Origin of the sequence: Pseudomonas fluorescens (assembly GCF_900215245.1) — a bacterium.
GTDB lineage: Bacteria > Pseudomonadota > Gammaproteobacteria > Pseudomonadales > Pseudomonadaceae > Aquipseudomonas > Aquipseudomonas fluorescens.
Genome location: NZ_LT907842.1, coordinates 28,114 through 45,592 on the forward strand (window position 1 = coordinate 28,114; position 17,479 = coordinate 45,592).

General features: G+C 62.7%; 17 protein-coding genes, 4 tRNA genes and 1 riboswitch. Of the genes, 6 read left to right on the plus strand and 15 right to left on the minus strand.

Features of this window, described 5'->3' with window-relative positions; translation table 11 throughout:
- Positions 1-9: 9 nt before the first annotated feature.
- From CPH89_RS00135 to uvrB, 10 genes are all read right to left on the minus strand, one after another.
- The gene (locus CPH89_RS00135) at positions 10-969 is read right to left on the minus strand and encodes a tRNA dihydrouridine synthase (RefSeq protein WP_053257096.1); all 960 of its coding nucleotides are present in this window, start codon (positions 967-969) and stop codon (positions 10-12) included.
- 55 nt (positions 970-1,024) lie between these two features.
- Complete coding sequence (locus tag CPH89_RS00140) at positions 1,025-1,459, minus strand: acyl-CoA thioesterase (RefSeq protein WP_053257097.1); 435 nt, start codon at positions 1,457-1,459, stop codon at positions 1,025-1,027.
- Positions 1,460-1,498: 39 nt separating this feature from the next.
- Positions 1,499-2,332, minus strand: a complete 834-nt coding sequence (locus tag CPH89_RS00145; protein WP_053258010.1) for an alpha/beta hydrolase — start codon at positions 2,330-2,332, stop codon at positions 1,499-1,501.
- Positions 2,333-2,348: 16 nt separating this feature from the next.
- Positions 2,349-2,888 (minus strand): TetR/AcrR family transcriptional regulator, encoded by a 540-nt coding sequence (locus tag CPH89_RS00150; RefSeq protein WP_053257098.1) that lies wholly within the window; start codon positions 2,886-2,888, stop codon positions 2,349-2,351.
- A 292-nt stretch (positions 2,889-3,180) separates the two neighbouring features.
- Positions 3,181-3,256 (minus strand) — tRNA-Glu (locus CPH89_RS00155).
- Between the two features lie 79 nt (positions 3,257-3,335).
- Positions 3,336-3,411 (minus strand) — tRNA-Ala (locus CPH89_RS00160).
- A gap of 50 nt (positions 3,412-3,461) precedes the next feature.
- Positions 3,462-3,537, minus strand: a tRNA-Glu gene (locus tag CPH89_RS00165).
- Positions 3,538-3,615: 78 nt separating this feature from the next.
- Positions 3,616-3,691, minus strand: a tRNA-Ala gene (locus CPH89_RS00170).
- Between the two features lie 147 nt (positions 3,692-3,838).
- On the minus strand, positions 3,839-5,320 hold the full coding sequence (gltX, locus tag CPH89_RS00175; protein WP_053257099.1) for a glutamate--tRNA ligase: 1,482 nt from the start codon (positions 5,318-5,320) through the stop codon (positions 3,839-3,841).
- A gap of 217 nt (positions 5,321-5,537) precedes the next feature.
- The gene (gene uvrB, locus CPH89_RS00180; protein WP_053257100.1) at positions 5,538-7,553 is read right to left on the minus strand and encodes an excinuclease ABC subunit UvrB; all 2,016 of its coding nucleotides are present in this window, start codon (positions 7,551-7,553) and stop codon (positions 5,538-5,540) included.
- A gap of 343 nt (positions 7,554-7,896) precedes the next feature.
- On the opposite strand from uvrB, the gene CPH89_RS00185 reads away from it, so the two are divergent.
- Both CPH89_RS00185 and CPH89_RS00190 read left to right on the plus strand, forming a co-directional pair.
- Positions 7,897-9,093 (plus strand): amino acid aminotransferase, encoded by a 1,197-nt coding sequence (locus CPH89_RS00185; protein WP_053257101.1) that lies wholly within the window; start codon positions 7,897-7,899, stop codon positions 9,091-9,093.
- 111 nt (positions 9,094-9,204) lie between these two features.
- Complete coding sequence (locus tag CPH89_RS00190; RefSeq protein WP_053257102.1) at positions 9,205-9,414, plus strand: hypothetical protein; 210 nt, start codon at positions 9,205-9,207, stop codon at positions 9,412-9,414.
- A gap of 106 nt (positions 9,415-9,520) precedes the next feature.
- Here CPH89_RS00190 and ptrR read toward each other — a convergent pair whose 3' ends face one another.
- Positions 9,521-10,393: a putrescine utilization regulator PtrR gene (gene ptrR, locus CPH89_RS00195; RefSeq protein WP_053257103.1), complete on the minus strand. Its 873-nt coding sequence runs from the start codon at positions 10,391-10,393 to the stop codon at positions 9,521-9,523.
- A 103-nt stretch (positions 10,394-10,496) separates the two neighbouring features.
- Between ptrR and CPH89_RS00200 the strand changes: the two genes are divergently transcribed.
- From CPH89_RS00200 to CPH89_RS00215, 4 genes are all read left to right on the plus strand, one after another.
- Positions 10,497-11,888: an aldehyde dehydrogenase family protein gene (locus CPH89_RS00200; protein WP_053257104.1), complete on the plus strand. Its 1,392-nt coding sequence runs from the start codon at positions 10,497-10,499 to the stop codon at positions 11,886-11,888.
- A gap of 187 nt (positions 11,889-12,075) precedes the next feature.
- Positions 12,076-12,269: riboswitch (cobalamin riboswitch) on the plus strand.
- A gap of 114 nt (positions 12,270-12,383) precedes the next feature.
- On the plus strand, positions 12,384-13,394 hold the full coding sequence (locus CPH89_RS00205; protein ID WP_053257105.1) for an ABC transporter substrate-binding protein: 1,011 nt from the start codon (positions 12,384-12,386) through the stop codon (positions 13,392-13,394).
- On the plus strand, positions 13,391-14,395 hold the full coding sequence (locus CPH89_RS00210) for a FecCD family ABC transporter permease (protein WP_053257106.1): 1,005 nt from the start codon (positions 13,391-13,393) through the stop codon (positions 14,393-14,395). The genes CPH89_RS00205 and CPH89_RS00210 overlap by 4 nt, the downstream gene beginning before the upstream one ends.
- Positions 14,392-15,156, plus strand: coding sequence for an ABC transporter ATP-binding protein (locus CPH89_RS00215; protein WP_053257107.1), 765 nt, complete (start codon positions 14,392-14,394; stop codon positions 15,154-15,156). Before CPH89_RS00210 ends, CPH89_RS00215 begins: the two co-directional genes overlap by 4 nt.
- 30 nt (positions 15,157-15,186) lie before the next feature.
- Here CPH89_RS00215 and CPH89_RS00220 read toward each other — a convergent pair whose 3' ends face one another.
- Genes CPH89_RS00220 through tspO form a run of 4 tightly spaced genes read right to left on the minus strand, consistent with a single transcriptional unit; the run spans position 15,187 to position 17,341 of the window.
- Positions 15,187-15,684, minus strand: a complete 498-nt coding sequence (locus tag CPH89_RS00220; protein ID WP_053257108.1) for a GNAT family N-acetyltransferase — start codon at positions 15,682-15,684, stop codon at positions 15,187-15,189.
- A complete protein-coding gene (locus CPH89_RS00225; RefSeq protein ID WP_053257109.1) occupies positions 15,681-15,905 on the minus strand; it encodes a hypothetical protein in 225 nt (74 codons plus the stop codon). Before CPH89_RS00225 ends, CPH89_RS00220 begins: the two co-directional genes overlap by 4 nt.
- Positions 15,906-15,962: 57 nt before the next feature.
- Positions 15,963-16,901, minus strand: a complete 939-nt coding sequence (locus CPH89_RS00230) for an alpha/beta hydrolase (RefSeq protein WP_053257110.1) — start codon at positions 16,899-16,901, stop codon at positions 15,963-15,965.
- Positions 16,901-17,341 (minus strand): tryptophan-rich sensory protein TspO, encoded by a 441-nt coding sequence (gene tspO / locus CPH89_RS00235; RefSeq protein WP_053257111.1) that lies wholly within the window; start codon positions 17,339-17,341, stop codon positions 16,901-16,903. The genes CPH89_RS00230 and tspO overlap by 1 nt, the downstream gene beginning before the upstream one ends.
- Between the last annotated feature and the right edge of the window lie 138 nt (positions 17,342-17,479).

Here is a 17,479-nt window from a genome sequence, read left to right on the forward strand (position 1 = left end):
ATCAAACGATCAAGCAGCAGCCGGAGGGGGCATGCCCAACAAACGACCGACCTGTTGCAAATCGGTTTCCCGACGCATCACGGTGAACAGCTCCACCGCCTCGGGATAATTGCGTGTGAGCATCGCCAGCCATTGTTTCAAACGACCCGGCGCCTGCTTTTCGGTCAACTGCGCCACCGATTGGCGCCAGAACTCCTGGAGCATCGGCTGCATTTCGGCCCAGGTCATTTCCACCACCTCTTCACCCGCCTTCGCCGCCACAATCTGCCGCGCCAGGTCGGGACGTGCCACCAGGCCACGGCCGAGCATGATGTCGTCGGCGCCGCTGATTTCGCGGCAACGCTTCCAGTCTTCGACGCTCCAGATATCGCCATTGGCGAACACCGGCACCTTGACCACGTCCTGCACGCGCGGGATCCACTCCCAGTGAGCGGGCGGCTTGTAGCCATCGGCCTTGGTCCGTGCATGCACCACAATATGTGCCGCACCGCCTTCAGCCAGGGCCGTGGCACACACCAGCGCACCGTCCGGGCTGTCGAAGCCCAGGCGCATCTTGGCGGTGACCGGAATATGCGCAGGCACTGCGCGGCGTACATGCTCGACAATCTGGTTAAGCAGCTCCGGCTCCTTGAGCAATACCGCACCGCCACGGGATTTGTTAACGGTCTTGGCCGGGCAACCGAAGTTCAGGTCGATCACCTGCGAACCCAGCTCACAGGCCAACGCCGCGTTTTCCGCCAGGCAGACCGGGTCGGAACCCAGCAACTGCACGCGCAGCGGCACGCCCGCTGCGGTGTGGGCACCGTCCAGAAGTTCCGGGGCGAGCTTGTGGAAATAGGCCGGCGTGAGCAGGCGGTCATTGACGCGAATAAATTCGGTCACGCACCAGTCAATACCGCCCACGCGGGTCAACACGTCCCGCAGGATGTTGTCGACCAACCCCTCCATGGGCGCCAAAGCAATTTGCATGGAAAACACTCAACAAAAATCGTGGCGCAGTTTACTGGGTTTCCCAGCGTAACCGTTAACCCCCTGTCAGGGCGGGACCATAGCCGTCGAGAAATTCAGCCGGCATGCGCTTGGGCTTGCCGCTGGACAGCTCGATGCAGACAAAGGTGGTGTGCGCGCGCAGCAAGGTCGCGCCGTCGCGGGGGCGAACCAGTTGGAAGCGGCGGGTCATTTTCAGGCGCTGGTCCCAGTCGACGATCCAGGTGGCCAGTTGCAGCTCGTCGCCCTCATAGCCCGCCGCCAGGTAGTCGATCTCATGACGCACCACGGCCATCGCGCGGTCCAGGCGGCGGTACTCGGTGAGGTCCAGCCCCAGCCGCTGGGAATGGCGCCAGGCGCAACGCTCCAACCAGGACACGTACACCGCGTTATTGGCGTGCCCCAGGCCGTCGATGTCTTCAGCGGCGACCTGCAGATCAATGATAAACGGCGTTGCCAAATCCCAGCCCATGCCTTGCTCCAGTCGATTAATGTCGGCGGGAGCAGTGTATCAGGCGGTTTGCCGCGCCTGTAAACGGCAGCCGGCCAGGAGCGTCAGTACGCCGTCGATCACCCGCGGGTCGGCCAGCACCTTCTGATGGCCGCCCTGCTCCAGGCGCAGCAGACGGCTGTCGAACCAGGCGTCATGAATGGCTTGCGAAGCTTTGACCGGAACAAAGGTGTCGTCTTCGGCGTGCACGATCAGGCCCGGAAGGTTCATCTGGTAGTGAGCGACGTCCAAGTGCTTGAGCGGCATGCCGAAAGTCAATTCGACTTCGCGGATAAACGCGGCGCGCGCACGGGCCGGCAAGCCCACCATACCGGCAAACCCCCGCAGCACATCGAGGAACCGCGACGGTGCCGCAATGCTGACCAACGCCTCGGTACGCAACCCCAACTGCACCGCCAGCAGCGCACTGGCGCCGCCCATGGAATGCCCCACGACCGCCTGCAGCGGTGGTAACTCCGCGGCGGCTTCGAGCATCGCGCGAGCAAACAGCAGCACATGCGCTTCACGCCCAGGCGAACGGCCATGGGCCGGCCCATCCAGGGCAATCACCGAATAACCGTTATCCACCAGCGCGGTGATCAGACTGGCGAACTGCGTGGGACGCCCTTCCCAGCCGTGCATCAGCAACACGGCGGGCCCTTGCCCCCAGCGCAACGCCGACAGACCAAAACGCAGGGTGATGCGCTCCGATTGCGCCAGCAGCGGTAACTCCCAATCACGCGGCGGCAGGTTGCGAGGCGTCATGAACGTGCGGCGCAACTTACTCGCCACCGTGCGCGGCGCCAAGCGGCCGACGGTGCCATTGAAACCACGAATCCAGGTTAATGCGCCCATCATGCGACTCCCCTTTTTAACGTACCGCCGACTTGGCAGCGCGTAACACGCGGTCCGACAATTCGCCCGGGCCGAGAGCCCGCGCCAAGGCCAGGCCGCCGATCATCAGGGCCATATCCGCCAGAGCTTTGTCGGTGTCCTCCGGGCTGGCGGCCAACTGGGCGGCCATCAACTCCGTATGTTCGTTGAGCGCCAGGCGAAACTCATCCGGCAGGCGGCTCATCTCGCCCACCGTTGCCGGGATCGGGCAGGCCTGGTCCGTCGAGTCGCGGTGTTTGCGCGACAGGTAGAACGCCGCCACCAGGCTTCTGCGCTCCTCGCCGGTGAGGCTTGCGTCCATGTCGTCAATGGAGGCACGACGCCGGGCCAGCAACTGCGTGAAGGCCTCCAGCATCAACGCGTCTTTGCTTTCAAAGTGCGCGTAGAACCCGCCGACCGTGAGCCCGGCTGCACCCATGACTTCACCGACGCTCGGCTCGGCAGGGCCGCGCTGGATCAACGCCGCGCTGGCAGCCTGCAAAATGCGTTCGCGGGTTTGCGCTTTTTTATCGCTCATCGTTGCCTCCGTCTGTCATGGGTTAAATATTATTACCATAATAATATTTTACAAGCCACCCACCTAACCGCTCGTCCGAGCAGCACCGATGAGAACGCATGGAATAAAGCGCCTGCCGCCACCGTTTGCGATGCGGCGAGCCGAGGCCAACTGACTGGAAGCCTTGTGCGCCAATATGTGCGGGTTCGATGGGGAGATTTGGAGGTGGGTGTAAAAAACCCAAACGCCAGACAAACAAAAGGGCCATTCAATAATTGAATGACCCTTAAAAATCCCGCATAGCGGGTAATCGTGGCGTCCCCTAGGGGACTCGAACCCCTGTTACCGCCGTGAAAGGGCGGTGTCCTAGGCCACTAGACGAAGGGGACACAAACCTTCTATACAACGTGATCAGGCTGAGTCTGATCAGCTCAAGGACGGTGTGGCCGGAACCTTGAACGTGTAAATTGGTGGAGCTAAACGGGATCGAACCGTTGACCTCTTGCATGCCATGCAAGCGCTCTCCCAGCTGAGCTATAGCCCCGGATTTTTCGCCTCGCGGCGCAGCAGACCTTGCGAGCTGCTTGTTGAAACTGGCGTCCCCTAGGGGACTCGAACCCCTGTTACCGCCGTGAAAGGGCGGTGTCCTAGGCCACTAGACGAAGGGGACAAAACCTTCTGTACAACCGATCAGCGCTGAGAACTGATCAATTCAAGGCCGGTGTGGCCAGACCTTGAACCTGTAAATTGGTGGAGCTAAACGGGATCGAACCGTTGACCTCTTGCATGCCATGCAAGCGCTCTCCCAGCTGAGCTATAGCCCCTCATCGGTGAGGACGGGGCGAATCTTAATGGCGGTTTGGAAGTGTGTCAAATTTATTTTCAACAATTTCCAAAATTTTTTGCCGGGATAACAATCACTTACCGCCCAAACCCCGGAAAACCGGGGTTTAGCCGTTACAACCGGTTGCTTAGCCGATAGCGCCCAGCAACTTTTCCCACTCTTTGTTTTCTTTCTTCGACACACCACCAAGCAAATCAAGGGCTTGGCGCAGACGGAAACGCGTGAGGTCCGGGCCGAGAATTTCCATCGCATCGAGTACCGATACCGAACTGGCCTGCCCGGTAATAGCGGCAAACATCAGCGGCATGGCATCGCGCAACTTCAGCTCAAGGGACTCGACCACCGCCTGGATCGTCGCAGTAATCGCCTCTTTCTCCCACTGACGCAGGCTTTCGAGCTTCCACAGGATCAACTGCATCAACTGGCGAACCTGGTCACCCGAGAGCTTCTTGGATTCAAACAGCTTGGGATCCGGGTTCACGCCACCAGCAAAGAAGAAACTGGCCAACGGTGCGACCTGGCTGAACGTCTCCACCCTGCCCTGCACCAGCGGTGCGATCTTCATCATGTACTCGGGGTTCAACGCCCACTGCTGCACGCGGCTGGCGAACTCTTCCACCGGCAGGTCACGCAGCCACTGGCCATTGAGCCACGACAGCTTCTCGATATCGAAAATCGGCCCGCCCAAAGAGACACGGGACAGGTCGAAGTTATCGACCATTTCCTGCAGCGAGAACTTCTCGCGCTCGTCCGGCATCGACCAGCCCATGCGGCCCAGGTAGTTGAGCATCGCCTCAGGCATGAAGCCCATGCGCTCGTAGAACGTCACCGACGTCGGGTTCTTGCGCTTGGAGAGCTTGCTCTTGTCCGGGTTACGCAGCAGCGGCATGTAGCACAACTGCGGTTGTTCCCAGCCAAAGTACTCGTACAGCAGAATCAGTTTGGGCGCCGACGGCAGCCATTCTTCGCCGCGCAGCACGTGGGTGATGCCCATCAGGTGGTCGTCGACCACGTTGGCCAGGAAGTACGTCGGCAGGCCGTCGGTCTTCATCAGCACCTGCATGTCCATGCGGTCCCACGGGATCTCGACGTCACCGCGCAGCATGTCCGGCACCACGCACACGCCTTCGCTCGGCACTTTCATGCGGATAACGTGAGGCTCGCCGGCAGCCAGGCGCTGGGCCACTTCTTCTTTCGAGAGCAGCAGCGCGCGGCCGTCGTAGCGTGGGGTTTCGCCACGCGCCTGTTGCTCGGCGCGCATCTGGTCCAGCTCTTCGGCGGTGCAGAAGCACGGGAAGGCATGGCCCATGTCGACCAATTGCTGGGTGTACTGCTTGTAGATCTCGCTGCGCTCGCTCTGGCGATACGGGCCGTGCGGGCCACCGACGTCCGGGCCTTCCGCCCAGGTAATGCCCAGCCAGCGCAGTGCATCAAAAATCTGCTGCTCCGACTCACGGGTCGAACGCAGTTGATCGGTGTCTTCGATCCGCAGGATGAATTCACCGCCGTGCTGCTTGGCAAAGCAGTAGTTGAACAGGGCGATGTAAGCAGTGCCGACGTGGGGATCCCCAGTAGGCGATGGCGCAATGCGCGTGCGGACGGTGGTCATGGCAGGTCTCGAATGGGCGATAAAACTGAAAATTCAAACAAGGGGCGAATGGTAACAGCCTGGGGTGCTTGGGCTCCAGCGTGGGTGATTCTGGTGGACCGCGGTGCCGCCCTTCGCGAGCAAGCCCACTCCCACATTCGACCGCATTCTCATGCTGGCAATCGGTCAACCGTGGGAGCGGGCTTGCTCGCGAAGAGGCCATCACCGCCGCTGCCAATCAAACAGCCAACAACCGCTCCCGCAACTTGCCGATCTCGTCCCGTGTCTGCGCAGCGGCTTCGAACTCAAGATCCCGCGCCAGCTGGTACATCTTCTCTTCCAACTGCCGGATACGCTTGGTGATCTCACTCGGCGAGCGCAATTCGTTCTCGTACTTGGCGCTCTCTTCCGCCGCCTTGGCCATGCCCTTGCGCTTCTTGCTGCGCGAGCCGGGCACAGTGGCGCCTTCCATGATGTCGGCAACGTCCTTGAACACGCCCTTGGGCGTAATGCCATTCTCCAGGTTGAAGGCAATCTGCTTGTCACGGCGGCGCTCGGTCTCGCCAATTGCCCGCTCCATGGAGCCGGTGATGCGATCCGCGTAGAGAATCGCCCGGCCATTGAGGTTACGCGCCGCACGCCCGATGGTCTGGATCAGCGAGCGCTCGGAACGCAGGAAGCCTTCCTTGTCGGCATCGAGGATCGCCACCAGCGACACCTCCGGCATGTCCAGGCCTTCGCGCAACAGGTTGATCCCCACCAGCACATCAAAAGTGCCCAGGCGCAGGTCGCGGATAATCTCGACGCGCTCCACGGTGTCGATGTCGGAGTGCAAATAGCGCACGCGCACGCCGTGGTCGGCCAGGTAGTCAGTCAAGTCTTCGGACATGCGCTTGGTCAGCGTGGTGACCAACACCCGCTCTTCCAGGGCCACGCGCTTGGTGATTTCCGAGAGCAGGTCATCGACCTGAGTCAGCGCCGGGCGGATCTCGATTTGCGGGTCCACCAGGCCGGTCGGGCGCACCAGTTGCTCAATCACGCGCCCCGCATGCTCCGCTTCGTAGTTACCCGGGGTGGCCGAAACAAAGATCGTCTGCGGGCTGATGCTTTCAAACTCGTCGAAGCGCATCGGCCGGTTATCCAGCGCCGAAGGCAGGCGGAAGCCATATTCCACCAGGGTTTCTTTACGCGACCGGTCACCTTTGTACATCGCGCCCACCTGCGGCACGCTGACGTGGGACTCGTCGATCACCAGCAAGGCGTCGTCCGGCAGGTAATCAAACAGGGTCGGCGGCGCCTGCCCGGAGTCGCGCCCCGAGAGGTAGCGCGAGTAGTTTTCGATGCCGTTGCAGTAACCCAGCTCCAGGATCATCTCCAGGTCGAAGCGAGTACGCTGCTCCAGGCGCTGGGCTTCCACCAGTTTGTTGTTGGCACGCAGGTATTCCAGGCGCTCGGCCAACTCGACCTTGATGCCCTCGATGGCGCCCATCAGGGTTTCACGCGGGGTCACGTAGTGGCTTTTCGGGTAGAAGGTGAAGCGCGGCAGCTTGCGGATCACCTCGCCGGTCAGCGGGTCGAAGGCCGACAGGCTCTCGACTTCATCGTCGAACAGCTCGATGCGGATCGCTTCCAGGTCGGATTCGGCCGGGTAGATGTCGATCACATCGCCGCGTACGCGGAAGGTGGCGCGGGCAAAGTCCATGTCGTTGCGGGTGTATTGCAAGCTCGTCAGGCGCCGCAGCAGCTCGCGCTGGTCGAGTTTGTCGCCACGGTCGACGTGCAACACCATCTTCAAATAGGTTTCCGGGCTGCCCAGGCCGTAGATGCACGACACCGTGGTAACGATGATCGCGTCCTTGCGCTCCAGCAGCGCCTTGGTCGCCGACAGCCGCATCTGCTCGATGTGGTCGTTGATCGACGCATCCTTCTCGATAAAGGTATCGGAGGACGGCACATACGCTTCGGGCTGGTAGTAGTCGTAATAGGAAACGAAGTATTCCACTGCGTTGTTCGGGAAAAACGCCTTGAACTCGCCGTAGAGCTGCGCGGCCAGGGTCTTGTTCGGCGCCAGCACCAAGGTCGGCCGATTGGTCTGCGCAATCACGTTGGCGATGCTGAAGGTCTTGCCTGAACCGGTCACCCCGAGCAGCGTCTGGTGCGCCAGGCCGGCTTCGATGCCTTCAACCATCAGGCGAATGGCTTCGGGTTGGTCGCCGGCGGGTTCAAAACGGGTGACGAGCTGGAAATCCGACATAACGTACCTCGTGAAGTCACCCCAGACTCAATACCGCCAGGGACGAAATAGCTCAGCAACCCGCGAATAGTTATCGCAGGCTGCAGGAAAAAACCATGATAGCTGTAGAAGTGGTGACGAATGTGACGGGTTTCAAGGCAATCGTCCTACCTGCCGTGGTTGACCAATGTTGCAATAAGACTAACGGTCGGCAAATAAACCGAAAAACTTGGCCGAAAAGCCGTTTCGGCTGTCGCCCTCAGCCTGGATGGCCTCTATACTAGCTCCCCGTTTGTGCACCGCTCTAGTGCATTCGGCTGGAGCGCGACACGTCCCTCCATTCCCCCATAGAGCTGCCGCAAAAATGAGCCTGTTCTCCGCTGTCGAAATGGCACCACGCGATCCAATCCTGGGCCTCAACGAAGCATTCAACGCCGACACCCGAACCACCAAGGTCAACCTTGGCGTGGGCGTTTACTGCAACGAGGAGGGGAAGATTCCACTCTTGCGTGCCGTTGCCGAAGCGGAAGCCATTCGCGTGGCGCAACACGCCGCCCGTGGCTACTTGCCAATCGACGGCATCGTGGCGTACGACCAGGCCGTGCAAACGCTGCTGTTCGGCGCTGACTCGCCGCTGCTGAGCGCCGGCCGTGTCATCACCGCACAAGCGGTCGGCGGCACCGGCGCGCTGAAAATCGGCGCCGACTTCCTCAAGCAACTGCTGCCCAACGCCGTCGTCGCCATCAGCGACCCGAGCTGGGAAAACCACCAGGCGCTGTTCGAAAAAGCCGGCTTCCCGGTGCAAACCTATCGCTACTACGACGCCGCCACCCACGACGTGAACCGTGCCGGTCTGCTCGAAGACCTCAACGCCCTGCCGCCACAGTCCATCGTGGTGCTGCACGCGTGCTGCCACAACCCGACCGGCGTCGACCTGAGCCCGGCCGACTGGCAAAACGTGCTGGACGTGGTCAAGGCCAAGAACCTGGTGCCGTTCCTCGACATGGCCTACCAGGGCTTCGGCGACGGCATCCACGAAGACGCCGCAGCGGTGCGCCTGTTCGCTGAATCGGGCCTGACCTTCTTTGTGTCCAGCTCGTTCTCCAAGTCGTTCTCGCTGTACGGCGAACGTGTGGGCGCGCTGTCGATCGTCAGCGAATCCAAGGAAGAAAGCGCGCGCATCCTGTCCCAGGTCAAGCGTGTGATCCGCACCAACTACTCCAACCCGCCAACCCACGGCGCGGCCATCGTAGCGGCAGTGCTGAACAACCCTGAGCTGCGCGCCCAGTGGGAAGCCGAACTGGCTGAAATGCGCCTGCGCATCCGTGGCATGCGCGAGCAGATGGTCGCCGAACTGGCCAAAGCAGCGCCAGGCCACGACTTCAGCTTCGTCGGCCGCCAGCGCGGGATGTTCTCCTACTCCGGCCTGACGGTTGAGCAAGTCACCCGTTTGCGCACCGAGTTTGGTATCTATGCACTGGACACTGGCCGCATCTGTGTGGCGGCGCTGAACCAGTCGAACATTGGCGCGGTAACAAAGGCGATTGTTCAGGTTCTATAACCTGACGGTGCTGAACGAAGGGAAGCCGCGGCTTCCCTTTTTTAATGCCTGTCGCAAAACACCCCGCTCCCCTAGACTGAACCTCGACTGCCCCTTTGCTGTGAGAGCCCTATGAGAAACGACGACCTGGACCTGCGCGCCGACCGCGACGAACTGGATGATTTCACCCCGCGCGCGCCACAAGCCAAGCGCCAGAAAAGCCTGGTGCTGCAAGTCGCCCTCGGCGTGTTCCTCGGCGGCCTGGCCTTGTGGCTGGTGCAACTGGGCGCGACGGCGATCATGGCCAAATTGGCGATGGGCACCTTCCAGTTCGGCGGCTGACAGCGATCCCCTGTGGGAGCCGGCTTGCCTGCGATTACGCCAGGCCTGCCGATACCTCTATCGCTGCTACGCCGTTATCGCAGGCAAGCCAGCGCCCACACTGGCGCTACTTGGCTTGCAGAGCGCGTGCTTCCAACAACTTCACAAAGCTGTTCAAACTCTGCGACACCGTGCCCCGCCGCCAGATCAGCCAGGTGTGCAGAATGCGGAACGCGTCGCTCAACGGCCACACACTCACCGCCGTAAACCCCGGCATGCTTTCCAGCATACTGCGCGGCATCAGCGCCAGGCCGGCGCCGGCGCTGACGCAGGCGAGCATCCCGTGGTAGGACTCCATCTCGAAAATCTTGCCCGGCACCGCACCATCCTGTGAGAACCACCGTTCGAAGTGATGGCGATACGAGCAGTTCGCGCGAAAGGTGTAGATGCTCTCCCCCGCCACATCCTGCCCGCGGGTGATCGGCGCGTGATGCAGCGGCGCAATCACCACCATCTCCTCTTCAAACACCGCCACGCCCTCCAGCGTGGCATGCAGCACCGGGCCGTCGACAAATGCCGCCGCCAGGCGCCCCGACAACACGCCTTCGATCATCGTGCCCGACGGCCCGGTGCTCAGGTCCAACTCGACCTTGGCGTACTTCTGGTTATACGCCGCGAGCAACGCCGGGATACGCACGGCGGCGGTGCTCTCCAGCGAGCCGAGGGCAAACGCGCCCTGGGGCTCCTCACCCGCCACCGTCGCGCGGGCTTCTTGCACCAGGTCGAGAATACGCCGCGCATAGCCGAGGAAATTCCACCCGGCCGGTGACAGACGCAGGCGGCTTTTCTCGCGGATAAACAATTCCACGCCCAAGTCTTGTTCCAGTTGCTTGATACGCGTGGTCAGGTTCGACGGCACGCGATGAATCAACTGCGCGGCGGCGCTGATGCTGCCTTGCTCGGCAACCGCCTTGAAGATTTCCAGCTGCACCAGATCCAAGTCATTCTCCAATCGTGAACGTATTGCTTAATATTATTCAGTTTCCAGAAAACATGCAGCCCCGTAGGCTAAACCCATTCCACTCATTCAGCCGGACGGTGCCATGAACGCGATGACTCAACAGACCCACGCCTTGTCGATCAACCCCGCCAACGGCGAAACGGTCGGCAGCTACCCTTACGAAACCCAGGCGCAACTGGACGCCGCGCTCAACCGCGCCACCGACGCCTTCCGCACCTGGCGCCGCCAGCCGGTCAGCCAGCGCGCCGAGCGGCTGCTGGCCCTGGCCAGTGCGCTGCGTGACCAAGCCGAAGACATGGCGCAGATGATCACCCTGGAAATGGGCAAACCCATCGCCCAAGCTCGCGCCGAAATCGAAAAATGCGCACACCTCAGCGAATGGTATGCCGCCCACGGCCCGGCCATGCTCGCGCCGGAGCCAACGCAGGTGGACAACGGCAGTGCCCAGATCGAATACCGCCCGCTGGGCCCGATCCTCGCGGTGATGCCGTGGAACTTCCCGGTCTGGCAAGTGCTGCGCGGCGCCGTGCCGACGATGCTCGCCGGCAACACCTACGTGCTCAAACATGCGCCGAATGTCATGGGCAGCGCCTACCTGATGAAAGCGGCGTTCCAGAAAGCCGGGTTCGCTGAAGGCCTGTTCGAAGTGATCAACGTGACCCAGGACGGCGTCTCCACCGCCATCGCCGACCCACGCATCGCCGCCGTCACGTTAACCGGCAGCGTCCGCGCCGGCATGGCCATCGGCTCCCAGGCCGGTGCCGCGCTGAAAAAATGCGTGCTCGAACTGGGCGGCTCCGACCCGTTTATCGTGCTCAACGACGCCGACCTCGATGCCGCCGTCCAGGCCGCCGTGATCGGGCGTTTCCAGAACAGCGGCCAGGTCTGCGCCGCCGCCAAGCGCCTGATCATCGAAGACGGCGTGGTAGAAGCCTTCACCGCTAAATTCCTCGAAGCCAGCCGCGCCCTGGTCATGGGCGACCCGACAGCTTCCAGCACCTACGTCGGCCCGATGGCGCGCTTCGACCTGCGCGACGAGTTGCACGGCCAGGTCCAGGCCACCCTGGACGAAGGCGCGACCCTGCTGCTGGGCGGCCACAAAGTACCCGGCGCCGGCAACTACTATGCGCCCACCGTACTGGCCAACGTCACCGACCAGATGACCTCGTTCAAACAGGAACTGTTTGGCCCCGTGGCCTCGATCATCACCGCCCGCGATGCCGACCACGCCGTGGCCCTGGCCAACGACAGCGAGTTTGGCCTGACGGCGAGCGTCTTCACCACCGACTCGGCCAAGGCACGCGACATCGCCAACCAACTGGAAACCGGCGGGATCTTCGTCAACGCCTTCAGCGTCTCGGACCCTCGGGTCGCGTTCGGCGGCATCAAGAAAAGCGGGTTTGGGCGGGAGTTGTCGCACTTTGGCGTGCGCGAATTCTGCAACGCGCAGACGGTATGGCTGGATCGCAAGTAAGCCCCGGAGGCTGGCCGTGATAGTTGGCGCAAGCCAACTACCGGTGGCGAGCGGGCGTGCCCTGCTCGCCAGCAACTTACGGCCCTTGCCCTGGCGTTTGGCGCTGGCCTTGCCACCACACGCCCGGCGGCCCCGCTGATCGACGTGTATGGGGTACGCAGATCAAGCTCCCCCTGCCGGTCACGATCGACTACCATACCGCGCCGGTTCCCAAAGGGGACTAATAGGGAATTCGACGCGCAGCCCATCGCGCCAATCGAAACTGCCCCCGCAACTGTAGGTGCCGAGCCTGCTCCACATCGCCACTGGGCATTGCCCGGGAAGGCCGGAGCGTGGCGACGACGCATCAGTCAGGAGACCTGCCGGCCCAGTAACTCACTAACCGGCGGGGTGTCCGGGAAGGACGTCCTCGCCTGCCTGAACCGCAGCGTTCGAGGGGGTGTTTCCGAACCGTACCGCTCCAGTTCCACGTACGGTCCATACGGAGATTGCCCCATGCTGCCTCGCATTACCGCCCTGCTCACCGGCCTGGGCTTCTGCGCCCTGGCCCACGCGGCCCCCACACATTACCCGCTGACGGTACAGAACTGCGGCAGCACGCTGACCTTCGCGCAAGCCCCCGCACGCAGCGTAACCATCGGCCAGGCGGCCACTGAAATGCTCTATGCCCTGGGCGTGGCGAACAAGGTGGTCGGCACCTCGCTGTGGTTCAACAGCGTACTGCCGACGTTCAAGGCGCAGAACGACACCATCGAGCGCCTGGCCGATAACGAGCCAAGCTTCGAGGCCGTGATCGCCAAGCGCCCGCAACTGGTGGCCGCCGAGCTGGAATGGGTGGTCGGCCCGCAGGGCGTGGTTGGCACCCGCGAGCAATTCCACGAGCTGAAGATTCCCACCTACCTGCTGCCCTCCGACTGCGAAGGCAAGGACAACCTGGTGGGTGCCGACGGCACGCGGCTGGAGCCGTTCCGCATCGACACAATTTACAAAAGCATCCGCCAACTGGCCGAGATCTTCGATGTACAGGATCGCGGCCAGCAACTGAACGACGAACTCAAGGCGCGCCTGGCCAACGCTGTCGCCACCGCGCAGAGCAAAGGCCTCAAGCAGGCCAGCGCACTGGTCTGGTTCTCCAGCGCCGAGATGGCCAGCGACCCGTACGTCGCCGGCCACAAAGGTGTCCCCGAGTTCATGCTGGAAACCCTGGGCCTGCACAACGTCGTGCAGTCCGATGAAGAGTGGCCCGCCGTCGGCTGGGAAACCCTCGCCAAGGCCAACCCGACCTTCCTGGTGATCGCCCGCATGGACCGCCGCCGCTACCCCGCCGACGACCATGAAAAGAAACTCGCCTTCCTGCGCAGCGACCCGGTGACCCGCAACATGGACGCGGTCAAACACAACCGCATCATCATCCTCGACGCCCTGGCCTTGCAGGCCAGCATCCGCACGTTCGATGGCCTGGAACAACTGGCCCACGCCATCGACGGCTACGACCTGCACAAATGATACGTAGCCTGCTCGCCCTCGCCCTGTTACTGCTCGCCGTGCTTGCCGGTGTGGCCATCGGCGAAACCGCCATTTCCCCACAGGTCGTGCTCCAGGTGCTCGCCAACAAACTGTGGGCGGCGGGTTACGTGCTGGACCCGATCGACGAAGGGGTGGTGTGGAACTACCGCCTGACCCGCGCCCTGGTGGCGGCGGCGTGCGGGGCCGGGCTGGCCACGTGCGGGGTGATTTTGCAGTCGTTGTTGCGTAACCCGTTGGCTGACCCGTACCTGCTGGGCATCAGCGCCGGCGCATCGACCGGCGCGGTGCTGGTTGCCCTGATCGGCGTGGGCGGCGGGCTGGTTTCGTTGTCGGCGGGCGCATTTGTCGGGGCCATGGCGGCCTTTGCACTGGTGACCTTGCTGGCGCGCGCCAGCGGCTCGTCCACCGGCACCGGGCAGATCATCCTCGCTGGCATCGCCGGCTCGCAGCTGTTCAATGCCCTTACCGCGTTCCTGATCACCAAATCGGCGAGTTCCGAGCAGGCCCGCGGCATCCTGTTCTGGCTGCTGGGTAACCTCAGCGGCGTGCGCTGGCCGTCGGTGTGGCTGGTGGTGCCGGTGGCGGTCGCAGGCCTGGCGGTGTGCCTGTGGCACCGCCGCGCGCTGGATGCGTTTACCTTTGGCACGGACTCCGCCGCGTCCCTGGGCATCCCGGTGCGGCGTGTGCAGTTTGTACTGGTGGGCTGCGCCGCGCTGGTCACGGCGGTGATGGTGTCGATTGTCGGCTCGATCGGCTTTGTCGGGCTGGTGATTCCCCACGCCGTGCGCCTGCTGGTCGGCACCGGGCATTCGCGGTTGCTGCCGGTTAGTGCCTTGGGCGGCGCGCTGTTTTTGATTGCGGCGGATGTGCTGTCGCGCACGCTGATCAAGGGGCAGGTGATTCCGGTTGGCGTGGTGACGGCGTTGGTCGGCGCTCCGGTGTTTGCGCTGATTCTAATCGGCCGGAGAAATGCGCGATGAGCGTGCTCAGTTGCACCGGGCTGGGCTTCAAGGTGCGCGAGGCTGAGTTGCTGCGCGATATTCACCTTGAGGTTCAGCTGGGCGAAACCTTAGGCATCGTCGGCCCCAACGGCTCCGGCAAATCCACCCTGCTCAAACTGCTCGCCGGTTTGCGGGTGCCCGCCAGCGGCGAAGTGCGCTTGAGCGGCCAACGCTTGCGCGACCTGTCGCGCCGCGCCATCGCCCAGCAATTGGCCGTGGTGGAGCAACAAGCCGACACCGACGACGCGATCCGCGTGTTCGATGCCGTGGCGCTGGGCCGCACACCGTGGCTGTCGGCATTGAGCCCGTGGTCCGCAGACGACCACGCCATCGTCAACCAGGCCTTGCATGACGTCGACGCCACCCACCTGAGCACGCGCGCCTGGCGCAGCCTCTCCGGTGGTGAACGCCAACGCGTGCACATCGCCCGCGCCCTGGCGCAACGGCCGCAGATTTTATTGCTGGATGAGCCGACCAATCACCTGGATATCCAGCATCAGTTGGCGATTTTAAAAGGCGTGCAGGCGCTGCCGGTGACCACCTTGATTGCGCTGCACGACCTGAATCAAGCGCTGACCTGCGATCGTTTGGCAGTGCTGGATCGCGGGCAGTTGGTGGCGCTGGGCAAGCCGCTGGAGGTGCTCACGCCGCAGCGCTTGCAGGACACGTTTGGCGTACAGGCGCATTACCTGACTGACCCGTTTGATGGCGCGCAGATTCTACGGCTGCGCTCACACTGACAGGTGAGTCAGCTTGAAAAGGTGCTGGGGTTACAGGTGCCGCTGCATATGCGTCGTGCGCCACACCGGGTCCGCCTCGACGTCCACCACCTCAAACCCCTGGCGAGCCCAGAAATCAATCGCCCCCGGTAGAAACGGATGGGTGTGCAGGTAAACCACCGCCACCCGATCCGCCCGCGCCTGCGCTTCCAGGGCACGATACAACTGACCGGCCAAGCCAAAACGGCGAAAGGCTGGCAGTACGAACAGGCGCACCACTTCCACTGTTTTAAGGCCTTGATAATTCAGCTGGGGGAAACGGCCGTCGTAGGGCAAGTAGCCGATGGCGGCGACGATTCGGCCCTCGGCGCGAGCGATCAGGAACTGGCCGTCGCCGTGAAGGTAGACCGCCTCGAACCGCGCCAGGTCGTCCGGCATGCCGCTGGCGCTGAGCGTGGGAAACAGCTCGGCGCGGGCCTGCAGGACGAAGGCCCGTACTGCTGGAACGTCGGCGCCGGTGACGAACTGAAGGAGGGGAGTCTGGTTCATGTGACCTTGATCTGGCGGATCCCGACCACCCGTGCCTGGTCCAGAATCTCCTCGGGGCCCGCGTCTGCAGGGGGCATGATCAACCCGTTTTCGGCATCGCCAAAATGCAACGCCAGCAAGTGCATCGCCGCTTCATGCAGGGGCAACTCGGACTGCTTCAGTTCAAACACATGGGTGCGGGGCTCGTCGTTGAACAGGTAGTTGAGGGTGTATTCGCGCATGGTGGGGTCCTGTGAGGGCAGAGGAGTGACTGCTTATCCTGACCAAGCGATCAGCTTTTAAGTTCCTACTGTTGCCAATCGCTGGGTTATCCAAGCCTGGGTGTGCATCAGCACATGGCCCGCCATCGCCACCGGAAAATGAATAAACCCATGGGCAGATTCCGCTAACAGGTGCGCTTCAACCGGCGTCTGCGCGCCCCACCGCTCGGCGATCAACAGCGTGTCATCCTTGAGCGGGTCCAATTCCCCGACAAACATCAACGCCGGCGGCAACCCGCTAAAATCGCCATACAACGGTGACAACGGCGGCTGCCGGCGCTCGTCATCAGTCAGCCCCGGCGTCAGCATGCGCAACGCCTCGACCATGCCCGGACCGTCCAGCAACAACGTGTCCGGCCCGGCTGCGTGCACGCTTGGCGTGCCGCTCAAGTCATACACGCCGTAATACAACACTGCCCCGCTCACGCGCTTGAGCAGGTCCGGCCATGGTTTGAGCGCCAGCAACGTCGCCACTGCCAGGTGCCCACCGGCGGATTCACCCACCACAAACACCGGCACGTCGGCAAACTCCGGGCAGTCGCCCAACAGCCAGCGCGCAGCCGCCAGGCAGTCCTCCATCAGCCCTTCGACCGGCGTGTCGACCGCCAGCCGATAGTCCACCGACACCACCGCCACGTCACAGGCGCGCACCATGCCCAGGTTCAGGTCATCGTCCATCTGTGCGTTGCCGATGACCCAGCCGCCACCGTGGATATCCAGCACCACGCCCTTGGCCTTGCCCGCCGGGCGCAAGATGCGCACGGGCACGCCATTCACCTGCCGCGTCTCGGCGGCAGGCGCGGTCTTGAGCGATTGACTGACGCGCAGCAGCGCCTGAATCACACGTGGCGTGACGCGGTTGCGGATTTTAAAGCGCGGCAGCCAAGCGAGCTTCTTGTTGAAGCGCCGCATCTCGGCCAGCTCGGGCTCGCTGGCAGGCCAACGTTGGCAGGCCATCAGCGGTTATTGCGCAAAATCGAGAAATTCAGCGCCGCCGCCACACACAGCCACGCCAGATAAGGCAACAGGATCAACCCGGTGATCACGTCCAGTCGCATGGCCAACACCAGCATCGCGGCGACCGTGAGCCACAGCAGCACAATAATCACCATGCCCGCGAAGAGCCGGTGTGCCCCGAAGAACACCGGTGTCCACAACGTGTTCAAGGCGATTTGCGCGGCCCATAAGGCCAGGACTTCCTGGCTGCCGGGGAGCAGCGTCAGGCGGTAACCCGCCCAGGCCAGCAGCACGTAAATCAGGCTCCAGGCCACTGGGAACAGCCAGTTCGGCGGCGTGAAGCTGGGTTTGACCAGCGCGTCGTACCACGCGCCCGGTTTGAAAATAATGCCAGTGCTGGCGGCGGCGGCGCAGGCCAGCAGGAAGATAAAGAAGGTCATCGTCTGTCCTTAGCTGAAGTCAGCTGTGTGTGATGGGCGGGCGTTTTTCCCTGCCCTTTTCAATGACTCAAACGCGCCCGCATAAATTCCATCCGACGTGGCAATTGGCGCACAGCGGCGCCTCTTCTTCACGTCATC

Excerpts from the sequence above, each read along its gene's own strand:
- CPH89_RS00135 (WP_053257096.1), bottom strand. The coding sequence starts at position 969 with ATGCAAATTGCTTTGGCGCCCATGGAGGGGTTGGTCGACAACATCCTG.
- CPH89_RS00140 (WP_053257097.1), bottom strand. The coding sequence starts at position 1,459 with ATGGGCTGGGATTTGGCAACGCCGTTTATCATTGATCTGCAGGTCGCC.
- CPH89_RS00145 (WP_053258010.1), bottom strand. The coding sequence starts at position 2,332 with ATGGGCGCATTAACCTGGATTCGTGGTTTCAATGGCACCGTCGGCCGC.
- CPH89_RS00150 (WP_053257098.1), bottom strand. The coding sequence starts at position 2,888 with ATGAGCGATAAAAAAGCGCAAACCCGCGAACGCATTTTGCAGGCTGCC.
- gltX (WP_053257099.1), bottom strand. The coding sequence starts at position 5,320 with ATGACCACCGTCCGCACGCGCATTGCGCCATCGCCTACTGGGGATCCC.
- uvrB (WP_053257100.1), bottom strand. The coding sequence starts at position 7,553 with ATGTCGGATTTCCAGCTCGTCACCCGTTTTGAACCCGCCGGCGACCAA.
- CPH89_RS00185 (WP_053257101.1), top strand. The coding sequence starts at position 7,897 with ATGAGCCTGTTCTCCGCTGTCGAAATGGCACCACGCGATCCAATCCTG.
- CPH89_RS00190 (WP_053257102.1), top strand. The coding sequence starts at position 9,205 with ATGAGAAACGACGACCTGGACCTGCGCGCCGACCGCGACGAACTGGAT.
- CPH89_RS00200 (WP_053257104.1), top strand. The coding sequence starts at position 10,497 with ATGAACGCGATGACTCAACAGACCCACGCCTTGTCGATCAACCCCGCC.
- CPH89_RS00205 (WP_053257105.1), top strand. The coding sequence starts at position 12,384 with ATGCTGCCTCGCATTACCGCCCTGCTCACCGGCCTGGGCTTCTGCGCC.
- CPH89_RS00210 (WP_053257106.1), top strand. The coding sequence starts at position 13,391 with ATGATACGTAGCCTGCTCGCCCTCGCCCTGTTACTGCTCGCCGTGCTT.
- CPH89_RS00215 (WP_053257107.1), top strand. The coding sequence starts at position 14,392 with ATGAGCGTGCTCAGTTGCACCGGGCTGGGCTTCAAGGTGCGCGAGGCT.
- CPH89_RS00220 (WP_053257108.1), bottom strand. The coding sequence starts at position 15,684 with ATGAACCAGACTCCCCTCCTTCAGTTCGTCACCGGCGCCGACGTTCCA.
- CPH89_RS00225 (WP_053257109.1), bottom strand. The coding sequence starts at position 15,905 with ATGCGCGAATACACCCTCAACTACCTGTTCAACGACGAGCCCCGCACC.
- CPH89_RS00230 (WP_053257110.1), bottom strand. The coding sequence starts at position 16,901 with ATGGCCTGCCAACGTTGGCCTGCCAGCGAGCCCGAGCTGGCCGAGATG.
- tspO (WP_053257111.1), bottom strand. The coding sequence starts at position 17,341 with ATGACCTTCTTTATCTTCCTGCTGGCCTGCGCCGCCGCCGCCAGCACT.